This is a genomic window from Photorhabdus namnaonensis (assembly GCF_001684335.1).
In the GTDB taxonomy this organism is placed as follows: domain Bacteria; phylum Pseudomonadota; class Gammaproteobacteria; order Enterobacterales; family Enterobacteriaceae; genus Photorhabdus; species Photorhabdus namnaonensis.
In genome coordinates, this window is the sequence record NZ_LOIC01000061.1 from 78,708 (window position 1) to 94,022 (window position 15,315).

The window sequence follows — 15,315 nt, forward strand, 5'->3', positions numbered from 1 at the left end:
TTAGATTTCGTTGATATATTGTTTATTTAATCCCTTGGTTAAGATGTTTTATATCTGGCGGTGATGAAAAAAAATGCTTTACGATAAAAAATGACTTGATTTTATATAAATCTATTTACAAAATCCCCTTACCCAGAAAATGGCCTGCCTGATAAATCCATTTATCTATTGAGGCGGGGGTTGTCGGTTTTCTCTTATTTTCCGCTTGGTTAGTTCCTGCTTTGAAATATCTGAATCCGGTTTTGTTTCTGAAATGCGTTGTGGCATGAGCATCATGCCGCTCATTCTATTTTATTGTTGAGGAGTCACTTATGACACATAGTTTTCAAAACGAGATCCCTAAATCGCGTATTAATATCAAATTGGATTTGCATACCGGAGGTGCGCAGAAAAAAGTTGAGCTGCCGCTGAAATTATTAGTCATGGGAGATTACAGCAACGGGCAGGAACATCGTCCTCTAGCGGAAAGAAAAAAGGTGGCTATCAACAAAAATAACTTTGATAGCGTACTGGCTGAATTTAGCCCTTCGGTTAATTTGACGGTTGAAAATACGCTGGCTGCCGATGGTAGCGAGGAGAATATCGCCCTTACTTTTCAGCAAATAAAAGACTTCGAGCCTGAACCAATCGCTCGCCAAATCCCGCAACTGCGGGCCCTGCTTTCGATGCGCCATCTATTGCGCGATTTGAGATCTAACCTGCTTGACAACGCCACCTTTCGCCGGGAGCTGGAACATATCCTCCAGGATCAAGCGCTAAGCGATGAATTACGGGCTGAACTGGCTGCGATTAAAGATATCGGCAACTACTTTGACCGCGCCGAATACATCAAGTGGCAATCATTCCGCGAAAGTGACGACGCTCGCTATATCGGCCTGACTTTCCCCCGGGTGCTAGGGCGTTTGCCCTATGGCCCGGATACCGTACCGGTGCGGACTTTTAACTATGTTGAAGAGGTCATCGGTCCGGATCACAACAAATATTTATGGACCAACGCCGCCTTTGCTTTTGCCGCAAACATGGTTAAAAGCTTTGTCAGTAATGGCTGGTGCGTCCAGATCCGCGGTCCGAAAGCGGGGGGCGCGGTGACTGATTTGCCGATCCATCTTTACGATCTGGGAACCGGTAATCAGGTCAAAATTCCATCGGAAGTGATGATTCCAGAAACCCGCGAGTTTGAATTCGCGAATCTGGGTTTTATTCCGCTCTCGTACTACAAAAACCGGGATTACGCTTGCTTCTTTTCCGCCAACTCGGCGCAAAAACCGGAGTTGTATGACACCGATGAAGCGACGGCTAACAGCCGTATCAATGCGCGTCTGCCCTATATCTTCCTGCTGTCACGCATTTCCCATTATTTGAAACTGATTCAGCGAGAAAACATCGGCACCACCAAAGATCGACGTTTGCTTGAAATTGAACTGAACAACTGGATCAACAGCTTGGTGACTGAGATGACCGATCCTTCCGATGAGTGCCCGGGGTACTGGGCGATATTCAGCTTGAACTGTTTGCGGTATTGAGAACATGAATAAATCACATTTATTAATTAAAAAATCGCCACCGGATATCGATGCTCTGTTACAGAACAGCTACTTGTTGGTGGCAGAACTCTGTCAGGGCGCACGGGTGGAACAAGCGGATGTGGTGTGGCAGCACTGCACCAGCGAGATAGAACAGACACGGCAAGCGTTGCGTGACGCTGATGTCAGTGAATCCGCGATTAATCATATCAGCTACGCCCATTGCGCCCTGCTGGATGAAACCGTGCTGGAACGGGTGCCGGAACAGGGACATGCCGCCTGGCGGGCGACATCATTGCAGGAGCATTTCTTTAATACCGCCGAGGCCGGCGACCAGTTGTATGAACGGATGCGTACTGTACTGCATGAACCGGCCCCTGATCGGACAGTATTGACCTGTTTTCACCGCGTATTGCTGTTGGGATTTCAGGGAAAGTGTCAGGAGGATGCCTCACTGATACGTGAACAACTGGTGGACCGCTTACGTCAACAAGTCCTCCCTTTCGGCACGGCTCAACAATCACCGGCGTTAACCGATGTGTCATCGCCTCGTCGCTGTCCGAGTTCCATAGTCGGCCAACTGGCCGCGACGGTCTCCGTGATGGTCATCGTGTTACTCGGTGTCCAGTGGGGATTAGGTCACTATCTGGCAACACTATTTCCGGGGTTGGCGAGATGAGTGTCATATTGCGGCGGGTGTTATGGGGATGGGGAGCCGGGCTGGCGTCGCTGCTCTGTCTGGTCTGGTTGCCTTTATCACCTGAGGGCCGGTGGGTGGGGGCAGTCATCATCCTGCTCTGCACGCTGGCGGGACTGTTTTATAGCGGGCGTTCCCGACAGCGGGAGCGCCTTAACAGCCTGTCAGCAATGCTGCCGCCTGAAAATGATCGCCTCCCGATCGTGTTGGTATATAGCGATATTCAGGACAGCCTGTTTGGTGATGAATTGTTGCGTCAGACGCCACAAGGCTACTGGTTGTGCTTACCGTCGGGGACTTCTCTGTCTGATGGAGTAGCGAGCTTGCTGGCTGCCCGGCCCTCTTGGGGCAGCCAGTTAAGTGTGATGGCGGTAATAAACCCGCAGCAATACCGTGACGCCGCCGTGTTGGCGGGTTGGGTGCGAGAACTACGCTGGCAGCTATCTCAAGTGCGTCGACAACGTGCTATTCCGTTGCCTTTACTGTTAGCGGGCTACCTGGCCGGACCATCCCGACAACCTGATGATTCACCGTGGTTTGAGTGGCAATCAGGATGGACCACCGTAACGGCCTGGCGCGAAGGCGCCTCTTTTCAACCACTCGCGGATTGGTTGGAACAGGGCACGCTAGCGCAACAGATGGCACGTTTTCCACGTGGGGTTGAGTTGACTGGCTGGGCTGATTGGATGAAGGCGCATGTACTGCCCGTCTGCCTGACTCCGAAAGAGGGCTTATCACCTTGTCCGCCGCTGGCGATGGTCTTGAAGTTTGTACCGGCGTTACCGCATTGGTTAACCGGCCATGTCTGGCAACAGTGGTTACAAACCAAAACAGCGCTGAACCGGGCGGGCGATCCGGTAGTCACATCGGGCGCCGATGATGATGCCGCGACATTGCCATTCCCGGATAGCGTATTGCGCCTGTTGCCTACGGCTACGGCACAATGGCTGATGGGTTATTACAATCAGTGCCGTCCTCACCGCTTTAATAATGGCGCTACCCCGGTAGAGAAAGAGGAATTCTGGAAAAAGGCTAATAATGTGTCCTAAATTAGTGGACCACAACATGATGCTATTCCGGATAAAGCTCCATGTCCGGTACGTCCAGTCACCTTGCGCTGGTTAATATTTTTGATCGTTTGCCTGGTGACAGGCGCAATCACGACATTATGGTTTTGGCAAGATACACGTTCAGGCAGTGTGTTCTGGTACTGCTTTTTCGTTTTCCCGTTTTCATTCTGGTTGCTTTGTTTTGGCATACGACGACTCGGCTATAAATGTCAACAAGTGTGGGCCGATGGTTGGGACAGGGAATGTCAGGCCATTCGTGAGCAGGAAATTCGTAGAGGACAGCGCGGTGCCCGATTGATTTTTACTCACGCGTCTGCTCCTGCGGGCAACGATGCCACGAAACTTCCGGGTACGTTGCAAGAGAAAAAGGCGTTGATGTCACCGGTAACATCAAAAGATCAAGACTCGGTGATCCAATATGCCCAGCTTTCTGACGAATTATTTGCTGCCAAACGTTTCATGACGGCGCGAGAGCTGCTTTTAGCCGATGTGCTCCCGTTCTTAGAAGCGCTGCCTTCCCGCTGGCGCCGCTACTGTTCTATCCAGCTCAATGTGAGTGAATCCGATGTCATGATGCCGGAGATATTTCTCCCAAATACATTGACTTGTCCGGGACAAGGGCTGGCAGTTTTGGATAACTGGCTAGATATGAAACCAGCTTCACCTTCGGTTTTGATCGTTATCGCCGCAGAAGTACAGGATATCCCTCTAAATATTGCTGGAGAAGCTGTTGTGGCACTGATTTTTGCTAATCACCCCATCCCGGAGGAAATCTCAACTGAGTTGACGATGATCCACAGGCCACACTGTGAGCCGGTTGTGCGGACTTCTGTAGCGATAGAACGGGCATTGCTCTGGGCAAAGCAGAGGACAGATAACATAGGTAATAGTTGGTTAACCGGTTGGGGAACATCGACTGACAGTGTGTGGAGTGCGGCAATAGAACAACAAGGGCTTTTACTTAAGGATGGGGAGACCTGTTGGTTGCTGGAGAAATCCTTTGGCTATACAGGATGCGCGGCGCCTTGGTTAGCTTTGATTTGTGCCAGTGAGCAAGCCAGACAAGAACAGACCGCACAATTGTATGCGCATAAAACCAGCGCTGATCAACTTTGGGTGGGTGTCACTACGCCCTTACTTTCAGATAAACAGGATCTTTCATGAAACTTCATTCTCTATTTGTCTCTATTCTTACGATCATTCTTGGCATCTTGCTTTGGTTCGGAGGAGCATTATTGATGCTTCCGGAGCAGGTTGCTCAGTGGTTTGGCTGGGACCCTCTGTTTTGTCACACGATGTTGATGGCTTGTGGTTTTCTAACTGCATTGTGTGTCATGGTGGGTTGGCTGATAAATATGTGGCTGACCGCCAGTGGCAAGGGAAATGCCCGGTTGAAGTGGGGTAAGTTTGATGCCGAAGGCAATGGCAATAACGAAAAAATTTCTGTAGCGACAGAACTCCCTGAATCAGTCTCCGCTATAAAAGACTTGCCTGATCGCATGCGCCTCCGTTACGGGAGGTTCTGGTGGTATAAAGTCCGCATTTTACTGGTGGTGGGTGAAGTGGAGCAAGTGGAAGCCATCGCGCCGGGGCTGACTACCGCGCACTGGCTGGAGGGTTATCGCGTGCTGTTGCTCTGGGGCGGCAGTTTGCAGGCTGAACCGGATACCGCCCAGTTGATGGCGCTGCGTCGCCTGCGCCGTTACCGGCCGCTTAATGGCATTGTCTGGGCGCTGACCGAAGACCAAAGCGCACAGCCGGCGTGGATGGACAAAGCCCTGCGGATGTTGCAAAAACAGGCCCGACAGTTACGCTGGCAGGCTCCGGTCTACTTGTGGCAGGTGTGTCACAGTGTCTGGTCTCAGGAAGAGCGCATCACTCAGGCCGTCGGCTGCTTTTTTCCTGAACGCTGTACCCCGGATATCGTGGCGACCCAGTTACAAGAATTGGTTGACCCGCTGCGTCGGCGCGGCATGCAGCAATTGCTGGAGAAAACGGCCCACGATTTTCTCTGTCGTCTGTCCGCGAACTTGAAACAACAGGGGATTGTTCACTGGAAACAGGTCCTGACGCTGTGGTTAGCGGAGTATGGCGATGTGGTCTTGCTGCGCGGTCTGATGTTCAGCTTACCGCTCAAAGCGCAGGCGACCAGAGTCCCGCAGGGCTGGCTGCCCGACTCGGCCTGGCAGGGGGTGTTGGAGGGCAGTCGTCGTTTCCACGGCCAGCGGGTTGGCATGCTCCGCACACAAACCATCTGTCGTGGCCTGATAGTGCTGGGCTTATTGTGGGGCGCCGGCATGGCGCTCTCCTTCTTCACCAACCGTGACCAGATAGCTGTGGTGCAGGCGGCGGTAACGGACCTCAAAACTCAGCCGGAAAATTCCGACGCTCAGTTGCTGGCCTTAAAGGAGCTGCGTAACGAAGTGGGCCGGCTGCAATACCGGGCTGAACATGGTGTGCCGTGGTATGAGCGTTTTAGTCTGAGTCAGAATCAGAAACTGTTGACGACGGTGCTGCCCTATTATGCGCAGGTCAATAACCGCCTGATACGGGACAGAGCGGCGGCGGTACTGCATGCGAAACTGAGCGCATTAGTGAATTTACCGCCGGGCAGCCCTTTGCGGGCGAAGTGGGCGCAAGCCGGTCACGACCAGTTGAAAGCCTACCTGATGATGGCGCAGCCGGAAAAAGCGGATGCCGTGTTTTTAACCCGGATACTGAATGAAAATGAACCTGAGCGGGCCGGTATTGCCCCCGGCGTTTGGCTGGACACGGCGTGGGGTTTGTGGAAGTTTTATGCGGAGAATCTGCCTGCGCATCCCGAATGGCGGATAACGCCGGACAAAGCGCTGGTTAAACAGGCGCGTCAGTTGTTGTTGCTCCAGCTCGGTAAGCACAATGCCGAATCAGCGCTCTATCAGCAGATGTTGCAATCGGTGGAGAAAAATTACGCGGACCTGACACTCAACCAAATGACCGGCGACACCGATGCTGAACGGCTGTTTACCACCTCCCGCGTGATACCGGGGATGTTTACCCGTCAGGCATGGGAAGGCGGGATACAAAAAGCGATAGCGGAGGCGGTGGCGTCACGTAAGGAGGCGATTGACTGGGTGCTGAGTGATAACCGTCAGACGGTCTCGGCTGCGGTATCACCCGAAGAGCTGAAAGCCCGCTTGACCGCCCGTTACTTCACCGATTTTGCCGGCGTGTGGCAGGATTTTCTCAACAGTTTGCGCTGGCATAAAACCCGGAGCCTGTCGGATGTTATCGACCAGCTAACCCTGATGGCGGACAGGCGTCAGTCGCCGCTGATTGCGTTGATGAACACGCTGGCCTATCAGGGGGAGACCGGACAACAGGGGCCGACATTATCGGATTCATTGGTGAAATCCGCCAAAACGTTGCTGAATAAAAAAACGCCTAAGGTGATTGACCAACAGACGGCTGGCGTGCGTGGGCCAATGAACGAGACCTTTGGGCCGTTGTTGGCGCTGATGGGAGAACATCAGGCGGACGGGGGAATGAAGACCGACAGCACGCTGAATTTACAAACCTTTCTCACGCGAGTAACCGAAGTGCGGCTGAAACTGCAACAGATGAACAACAGTGATGACCCGCCGGCAATGGCGAATGCGTTGGCTAAGACGGTCTTTGAAGGGAAAAGCACCGATTTGACCGATACACAGGGCTGATGGACAGCAATTGCGTTATTTTAACCAGATGGAAAGCTGGCAGAGTTTTCGCTGGCCGGGCGAGACCGATGAACCGGGGGTGACGCTGATGTGGACCAGTGTTAACACTGGGGCGCGGTTGTTCGGTGATTATCAGGGGAACTGGGGGCTGATCCGCTGGCTGGCGCGGGCGAAAGCGGAAAGGCTGGATGAAAGCCGTTACCGCCTGATATTTACTGCCTCGGATGGATTACCGTTGACCTGGATTTTGCGCACAGAATTAGGGAAAGGGCCGCTGGCATTATTAAAACTGCGCGGATTTAAATTACCGAAAAATATCTTTGCGGTAAAGCCGGGTAGTCATACGACAATATCAGTGGAAAATGACGATGACCTAATGGCGGAATAATACAGGCTATTGGGGGTAAATAAGGATATTTGGCTATATAGGTGAAAACTTAATAACACTTTTCTCAGTGAGGAAGGAATATTGTTATGGGGTTTTATTGACGTGATTAAATATCTTGTTATTCGTATTACAGGAATGAGAATTATTCTTCTTTATAGTGATGAGGTAAATGAAATTTAAAAAGGAATGATAAGATTGAAGCGGATATAATTTATTGAATAAGATGGAAATAGGCATTGTTATCATGGGGATATAATTATAACAGCGTATTCAGGTCGTCTTCATTTTATGGCAATCAATGTCAGTTTAGTTTTGTCAATAAATGTCATGTTATTGTCATGAAGTTTAAATATTCCGTTTGGCATGCTGTTATATCGGTGGTGAAAAGGGGTGTGCATTAAAAATCGTATTTTTTGAAAAAAAGAGTTGATTTTTATAAGCACCCGTCGAGAAGATAGGAAAATTCAGAAATCGCTCATTCTGTTTATGCATTGATGTATGGCGAAAAGGTGGGTGGCCGGTGTAAATATCTTTGATCCGAACGGATGATCATACGTACAGAATGGAAAAAGCCCTTGGTAAAAGTAAGTTGGGGTGGAAATCAGTTAATTGCAAATAAAAGATGAGGAGTCAATGATGAGTGAACCGAAGGAAAATGAGATTTTTATTCACCCTGAATATGATGAGCTTGGCCTCCCTTATTACAACGTGCCGAATGCCAGAATTGAAGAAAATCTGGTGGCGACGTGTTTGAAATACGCAACTAAAGTGATCCCGGTAATTTTCCTGCCGGGGGTGACGGGGAGTAATTTGAAATCGACAGAGGGGGAGTCAGTCTGGCGGCTAAACAGGATATTAAGTTTTGATGTTTTAGTTTGGATGTGCAGAGGAGCCTCTTATAGGAAAGATACACTAGATCCTAGTAATACAGAAGTTGATGATTCCGGGGATATCACGCCTGATCACACTGAGAAGAATAAATTCCAAACTTGCCAGCAGCGCGGTTGGGGGGAGATAGCCCATATGAGCTATGGCACTTTCCTGCCCTGGCTTCAAGCGGTGTTGGATGATGAGCGTCTGGCCTTTGAATATTGTCTGGCCGGGAAGGGGGAAAAAACCCTTCGGCAACGTATGGTTGATATGAACCTGAATGCGGAGTGGGGGGAAGAGCCGCTGACCGAGGCCGAGGTTGACCATAGTTATGATTTTCTCTATCCGATTCATGTGATGGGCTATAGGTGGTGAAAGTTAGGTAAAAAAAAGAAGATGATTGGTTTTATTCACTATCGTAGCAAATTATGCCCTGTGGCAGTGATATTTCCCTGCCTTTTATTATCTCGTTTAAACCTGAAAAGGAAAATTAAATGAAAACTGAAATATTAGCCAATATGCAGACTCGTTGTGTCGGGCGTTATCTGATTGATATTCCCTTAGTCTTTGAAAACATCATCAATAATGAGATATTTATTGGTGATGCGAAAATAGAAACCAAGCGTATGCATTTATCCGCATTTGAACAGCGGATAGAGATAAGAGAGCAAAAATTAAGGACGACTAAAACGGCCGATTTAAAAGATCTGCCCTTTTTAAAGAAGATTTATCATCTCCAGGGAAACTTATATGGTGTGATTTTTGATAGAAATAACAGTATCAGTGAGCCAGGTTTTACCCGAGTATTAGAAGCCCATTTATATGATAATGGGGTCGCTTTTATTATAGAAATGAAGTTTACAGAGATATCAGATGATAAATACAGTTATTCAATGGACCGTTATATAAAGTCTGGATTGACCGAAAGCCAATATAAAATGCTTTCTCAAACTTTGGAAAAAATGCAAAGGCTAATTGCCAGAATCAGTGGCAGAAAGGATAGCGATATTCCGACAGAGGCAGGAATCTGTATCCCTGACGGTTTTATTGCCGATTATAATAATGAAAAAGAAAGTATAAAGTTTGTCTATCAAGGAAATCAGGATGATAATTTCACATTCAGTCTTGAAATCATTAATGACCTTAAAGGGGAAGGGATTTTACTTGAACATATGGGTGAAATTGAAAGGGATTGGTTCGTTAACTATGGCAGGATAATAAGAGAAGGAGAAAGAGAGATAAATGGGATACATGGCGAGGAGTTGTTAGCGGTAGGTCTGCAATCTTTTGACAATAATCCGCGTTATCAATTTGATTTTATTGCAAATGATATGATGTTGGATGATAAAAAAGTCTGTGTTGTTATTATGTTAATGAATTATCAGTTACCTGCAACGCCATATACCGAAGATGAATTGATCATGTTTTGGGATGCAATAACGAACACCTTTCGTAAAAGATCGGATGCTTTCGAATAGTAATAAAGTGAGAGAGATAGTGTTTTAAATAATTCACTAATGTGTTGTTTATTGATTTATGTGACTATTTATATAACTATTTTAGTTGAGGTAATAATTTCAAAATCAATGACAAGGTATTTTGATATAAAATATTGCCTTTGAGTATTAATGTCTTATTGCGTGATTGCGCTGGCAATAAAATAGAGAATGTCGTTATGTCTGGCATTGTTTTTAGGTGATATCAGACTACGGCTATTTTTCTCTAATATTTTATTTCTCTTCTTTTTATTTATTCTGAACGGGAAACGGTATTTTTTTAATAACTCTTTTGGAGGAGCATCCTATGGATGATTTAACCCTGCGCTATTATGAGGCGGAAATGCGCTATTTGCGTGAGGCGGGTAGAGAGTTTGCTAAGGCTCATCCTGACCGGGCGGCTGCGCTTAATCTGGATAAAATCGGTATGCGCGATCCTTTTGTGGAGCGTCTGTTTGAAGGCTTTGCTTTTATGATCGGGCGTCTGCGTGAGAAGCTGGATGATGACCTGCCGGAGTTGACGGAAGGGCTGGTCAGTTTACTGTGGCCGCATTACCTACGCACGATCCCCTCTCTTTCCATTGTTGAATTTGGGATGGATTGGGCACAGTTGAAAAATCCGGTACAGGTGAAAAAAGGCTTTGAGATCCTTTCGCAGCCGATTGGCCCAAGCAAGACTCGGTGTCGTTATACCACGACTCAGGCGGTTCAGTTGTTGCCTCTGGCACTGACCGATGCTTCCCTGCAAGAGGAACCCAATGGACGTTCCGTTATTCGATTGCGTTTTGGCTGTGGAACATTGGTGGACTGGCGCCAAATTGATTTGAGCCGTTTACCGCTGTATCTCAGTGCCGACAGCCCGCTGGCCTGTGCATTGCATCGAGCGTTGACGCTGCAAACCCAACAACTTTACCTGCGTTTACCCGGTCAACCTGATCGTCAGCCATTTGACGGCGGATTCTCACCAATGGGATTTGGCGAAGAGGAGAGGTTATGGCCGAAAGGGGAAAGTTCGTTCAGTGGTTATCAACTGCTGCTGGAGTATTTCACTTTTCGTGAGAAGTTTATGTTTGTTACGCTCTGTGGGCTGGAAAAGTTGACTCTTCCCGAAAGCACGCCGTGGTTTGAGCTGGATGTGGTTCTGCGTGAAAGTTGGCCCGGTGATTTGCCATTTTCTGCGGAACATATTCGTTTGCACTGTTCGCCGGTGATTAACCTGTTTCGATTGGAATCCGATCCGCTTCAACTGGAACCATTGCAAACCGAGTATTTGCTGTATCCGGTACGCTTTCAGGATGGGCATACCGAGGTTTATTCCGTCGATCAGGTCTCCTCTTCAAAACGCGAGGGCCACCGGTATGTGCCGTTCAGTAGTTTCCGTCATAAAGGCGGCATGTTGCGCCATGACGCACCGGAGTGCTATTACCATACCCGCGTGAAACGGGGGCCATCAGGTCTGTGTGACACTTGGATTATTCTGGGGGGAGCGGACTTTGATGATAATGAACTGTATGAAGAAGAACTTCTGTCACTCACGCTGACCGGCACCAATGGTCAACTGCCTCGCAGGGCATTGCAGGATACGTTGTTGGATACCGCCGTTAATCCTCCGTTGGCGGAATTTACGGTACGTAACCTGTGTGAACCGACATTGCCCTGCTATCCGCCAAATCGGGACCGTTTCCACTGGAGAGTGCTCAGCCATCTTGGTTCTAATTTTCTTAGCATGATGGATAACCCGGAGGTGCTGCGCGGGACGTTGGCTCTGTATGACTGGACCGACAATGAGATGAACTATCGCCGTCTGGAGGCGATTGTCGCGGTGAAGCATTCGCTGATTGAGCGATTTGAGCAGGGATGTTTGCGGCGGGGCGTACACATTGAAGTGACACTGGATAGCAACGGCTTTGCAGGCAACGGGGATATCTGTTTGTTTGGCGAAATGCTCAACCGCTTCTTTGCTTTGTACACCGATATTCATCTGTTTAACCGACTTACGCTGATTTTACAACCTACGGGGGAGCGACTGTTATGGGAAGAACAACATTGTCAAAACATTCCCGGCTGATGGCGATGCTGGAAGCTGACATTTCAACACTCGATTTCTACCAATTCTGTCAGATCATTGAACGTGCGGTTCCTGATCAGCCGCCGTTGGGTAGTACGGAAAATCCGGCTGATGATGCGATACGTTTGCGGCCTCATCCAGGTTTGGGATTTCCCGCCAGTGAACTGAAAGCGATAGAAACTGACAGTGAACATCCGGAACGTCCGCCAACAGCCAGAACAACATTTATGGGATTGTATGGGGTGGATTCTTTGTTGCCGACCGCTTACCTGAACGATATCGCTCAGCAAAGGGAAGGGAATGAAACAATCGAAGCCTTTCTGGATATTTTTAACCACCGGGTATTCACCCAGTTTTACCGTATCTGGCGTAAATACTCCTATCCGGCGACTTTTGCTACCGGCGGAACCGACAGAACATCCCAATGTTTGCTCGGGCTGATTGGCTTAGGGATACCGGGTAGTCAGCAACAGATTGCCACGCCGATGTCTCGTTTTCTGGCGTTGCTCAGTGTTATGCGCCTGCCAACTCGAACCGCTGAAGGTGTATCAGCGCTGGTGGCATTATTGGCGCCGCAGACCCGGATCGTGGCGACGCCCTCTTGCCCGCGGCAGATCGATCTGATGCAACCGGCGAGTCTTTCAGACACTCACCGAATTTCCCTGTCGCAGCGTACCGTGCTAGGCAGAATGGGCATTGATATCAATAGCCAGTTATTGCTGGCGCTACATCTGTCCGTTCCGGCATTGGTTCGGGTTTATCAGTTGCCAGATAACAAAGCTTTGACCTTGTTGCCTGAAAAGGAGCGAATAAATGAAAAAACCTTCTCTATATGAAAGCCTTTTCGGTAATTTTAACTGTGGTCTGGAGTTGCATCAGGTGAGTGAAGAAGATCAGGTGATTTTGTCGGTATTAGACAATATGCAACGTATTCTCAATAGTCGTGCCGGTTCGCTTACCCATCTGCCCGATTATGGTCTGCCTGATCTCAACACCATTCTGCGAGGGTTGCCCGCGTCGTCACAGCGCTTGATCTCGACGATTGAGCACACGTTGTTGACTTATGAACCGCGTTTGGAGCAAGTCAATGTGACGTTATTGCCGGAGCTTGCGCCGGGACATCTGCGTTATGACATCAACGCCGAACTCAAAGGTGTGGGATTGGTGCGTTTCAGCACTGAATTTGTGCCGGAAGGGAATGTGTTGATCCGCCATTTACGCCAGCAGGGGTATATGGATTAGGTATTTGTGTGTGTTTTGTTACTCGTGTCGTAAATGATCATTTGTAATACAAAGTGAAGGCTTGCCATTGTTGTGCAAGCCTTTGGTAGTTTAAGAGAGAATTCGCTCTAGAAAATCTAAAGCTGATTGAGTACTAGATAATTCAGCATCAACACTGTCACCATTCATGTACTTAACATGGATTAAAAATGTATTGAATATTAGGTGATTAGGAATGAGCGTGCTGTTGTATGTAACAATAAAGTCTTTAGCTTCCTTTAAAGTTTGAAATTTAAAGTCATGCCCATACAAAGGGGTTATAACTACATATTTGAGTGTTTTTTGTATTTTCCATTCCAATGCTTTTGTAAATCTTTCAATGTCTTCCTTATTTGAGTTAAAAATACTAGACTTAACTATTTCAAGTTGATCTTGTTTAAGTCGTTCAATAAGAGCAACTTTTTCAGCAAGAATTATTTCTGAGGTATCTTCATCAAAAGCCATATCAATCCCGGCTAAAGCGAATGCTGAAACAATATCTTTATAATGAATATACAGAACCTGAAAACCACAACTCTCAAGTTGCTTCAAGGAAGGTTCTGTAAATTCTCCGGCGAGTATTGCGCCTTTGAAAGGACATTCAAGTTGATATTTATTTACAATAGGAAGTACAGCACCTTGAATTTCTTGAGCTTTATTCTTTGAATGTTTGGTGTATCGACGCCATGCTGATTCAATGAAAGCGACGGGTCTTCCTAATGTTGTTGCTGAGCCAGAATACTCAAACACGAAATCTAAGTCATGAGTGTTTCCATAAATATCTTCCCAAGTTATTTTTTTTCCTTTTCGTGCTTTTCTTGGTTGTCCAACAACGTCAAGATATAAGCTTGCCTTATTTGCTATATCTTGTAATAAAGGAACGAATAAATTTTCAAGTATGCTCCCAATAAGTTGTCCAAGTTTGTGAGATGGAGATATAGCCATATTCTTATCCTTTAACCCATAAACGACCTTCATGTAAAGGTACTGTATGTGTTCTATTCTTCCATTTAACATTCCTATCTCTTAGCTTTTCAAAGCTGAAAGAGGAAAAACCGGCAGAAACAGCAAGTTCCCCAAGCCATTTTTCAGCAGGAACATGTATACCATATGGTGCGGAGTCACCAATAACAAAGCAGGCTTTTGAATCTTTCTCCATATTTTTACGAATATTTACCCATATTTTGGCTATGTCCAAAAAATAAGCTGCAATCATGGTATGGTAGGATTTTTTACCACCTTTACTGTGTCTTATTATGTCTAATTTTTTGGTTACATCAGATATTTCATCTTTTATTGGATAGAGAAGTGGGTTGCTGAGAACTTCGTCTAAGTCGATTTTATCTGAAGATGAGTGTTGAGAACATGATCTCATTAGTGAAGGTCTGACAACATTTTTGAGATCTCCCCAGCCATTTATCTCTCCCCAAAACATCATCTCTAGTCTTGTTGCATCCGCATAATCATAGTTATTAGGGTATGGCGGTGATGAAATTAGTAAGTTGCACTTTTTTGTTTTAAATGGTTGTCTCACATCTTTATGTTCAATATATGAGCTGTTCTGCCAACCTGACGAAACTGCATGAAGCATATCGGCTCTCATCATTTCAAGTTTCCCAATGAAGGCTTCGAAGGGATCTAGTACTTTAGATTTGGATTTATTAGGTAATACATATTGCCATTGAGCTGTGCCTACATGGCTACATGCTCTCAATATTGATGTTATGTTTAGCCTGATCAATTCCCAGATCGGTTCAGCATTAGATAATTTCTCATATGCGATTTTTAATCGTTCAAGTTTGTTAAATGAATCAAGAGAGTAACATTTCCCCAAAAGGTTACTTTTGTTGTAGCGAATAGGATCGGGCATGGTCGTTAAAGACGATGCGCATGCGATAAGCTCTTCTCCTGCGTCATTTAGGTCATTCGTATCTAAATACCAAAGCTGTTTAGCTCTTGCGATCCTTGCTACAAAGGGATGTCCCTCAAATCCGAAAGAGCTAACATTAAAAAAATCGGCTGCAATGTTGGTTGTACCTGAACCAGCAAAAGGTTCAAGAATTATCGCTTTTTTACCCGTTTCGTCTTGAAATTTTAAAATCTCAGAATTCACCCACTCAGCCGAAAAACCAGCGGAATAGCGAAACCACCGGTGAACAGGGAGTTTCATGTTATCGGTAAAGGTTCCTGAGCGAGCTGTTTTTTTGAGCATAAATCTTTTTGTCATTTCGTGTTGGTGTAGAAAGGA

Annotated in this window: 11 protein-coding genes and 2 pseudogenes; 11 read left to right on the forward strand and 2 right to left on the reverse strand. The window is 47.0% G+C overall.

The window, feature by feature from the left end; all coding sequences use genetic code 11:
* Window positions 1-332 precede the first annotated feature (332 nt).
* The 11 genes and pseudogenes from tssC to tssE form a co-directional block, all read left to right on the forward strand.
* A pseudogene (tssC, locus tag Phpb_RS23725) lies at window positions 333-1,475 on the forward strand (type VI secretion system contractile sheath large subunit); the annotation flags it as partial.
* Between the two features lie 52 nt (window positions 1,476-1,527).
* Window positions 1,528-2,202 (forward strand): type VI secretion system protein TssL, short form, encoded by a 675-nt coding sequence (tssL, locus tag Phpb_RS10505; RefSeq protein ID WP_065390289.1) that lies wholly within the window; start codon window positions 1,528-1,530, stop codon window positions 2,200-2,202.
* Window positions 2,199-3,269 (forward strand): hypothetical protein, encoded by a 1,071-nt coding sequence (locus tag Phpb_RS10510; RefSeq protein ID WP_205634763.1) that lies wholly within the window; start codon window positions 2,199-2,201, stop codon window positions 3,267-3,269. Before tssL ends, Phpb_RS10510 begins: the two co-directional genes overlap by 4 nt.
* Before the next feature lie 81 nt (window positions 3,270-3,350).
* Window positions 3,351-4,454, forward strand: coding sequence for a hypothetical protein (locus Phpb_RS10515; RefSeq protein ID WP_065390290.1), 1,104 nt, complete (start codon window positions 3,351-3,353; stop codon window positions 4,452-4,454).
* Window positions 4,451-6,985 carry an ImcF-related family protein gene (locus tag Phpb_RS10520; RefSeq protein WP_338046870.1) on the forward strand — a complete coding sequence of 845 codons (2,535 nt, stop codon included), beginning with the start codon at window positions 4,451-4,453 and terminating at the stop codon, window positions 6,983-6,985. Before Phpb_RS10515 ends, Phpb_RS10520 begins: the two co-directional genes overlap by 4 nt.
* A gap of 10 nt (window positions 6,986-6,995) precedes the next feature.
* Window positions 6,996-7,373, forward strand: coding sequence for a type VI secretion IcmF C-terminal domain-containing protein (locus tag Phpb_RS27665; protein WP_338046871.1), 378 nt, complete (start codon window positions 6,996-6,998; stop codon window positions 7,371-7,373).
* Between the two features lie 636 nt (window positions 7,374-8,009).
* The gene (locus Phpb_RS10525) at window positions 8,010-8,618 is read left to right on the forward strand and encodes a hypothetical protein (protein WP_240492514.1); all 609 of its coding nucleotides are present in this window, start codon (window positions 8,010-8,012) and stop codon (window positions 8,616-8,618) included.
* A gap of 119 nt (window positions 8,619-8,737) precedes the next feature.
* Window positions 8,738-9,721 (forward strand): T6SS immunity protein Tli4 family protein, encoded by a 984-nt coding sequence (locus Phpb_RS10530; protein WP_065390291.1) that lies wholly within the window; start codon window positions 8,738-8,740, stop codon window positions 9,719-9,721.
* A 325-nt stretch (window positions 9,722-10,046) separates the two neighbouring features.
* Window positions 10,047-11,807 carry a type VI secretion system baseplate subunit TssF gene (tssF, locus tag Phpb_RS10535; protein ID WP_065390292.1) on the forward strand — a complete coding sequence of 587 codons (1,761 nt, stop codon included), beginning with the start codon at window positions 10,047-10,049 and terminating at the stop codon, window positions 11,805-11,807.
* Window positions 11,771-12,535: pseudogene (tssG, locus tag Phpb_RS10540) on the forward strand (type VI secretion system baseplate subunit TssG); the annotation flags it as partial. The gene tssF and the pseudogene tssG, both read left to right, overlap by 37 nt.
* 85 nt (window positions 12,536-12,620) lie before the next feature.
* Window positions 12,621-13,049 carry a type VI secretion system baseplate subunit TssE gene (gene tssE / locus Phpb_RS10545; protein WP_036812416.1) on the forward strand — a complete coding sequence of 143 codons (429 nt, stop codon included), beginning with the start codon at window positions 12,621-12,623 and terminating at the stop codon, window positions 13,047-13,049.
* Window positions 13,050-13,139: 90 nt separating this feature from the next.
* On the opposite strand, the gene Phpb_RS10550 is transcribed toward tssE, so the two are convergent.
* Both Phpb_RS10550 and Phpb_RS10555 read right to left on the reverse strand, forming a co-directional pair.
* Window positions 13,140-14,012 carry a hypothetical protein gene (locus Phpb_RS10550; RefSeq protein WP_065390374.1) on the reverse strand — a complete coding sequence of 291 codons (873 nt, stop codon included), beginning with the start codon at window positions 14,010-14,012 and terminating at the stop codon, window positions 13,140-13,142.
* Window positions 14,013-14,016: 4 nt separating this feature from the next.
* The gene (locus tag Phpb_RS10555; RefSeq protein WP_065390293.1) at window positions 14,017-15,294 is read right to left on the reverse strand and encodes a hypothetical protein; all 1,278 of its coding nucleotides are present in this window, start codon (window positions 15,292-15,294) and stop codon (window positions 14,017-14,019) included.
* Between the last annotated feature and the right edge of the window lie 21 nt (window positions 15,295-15,315).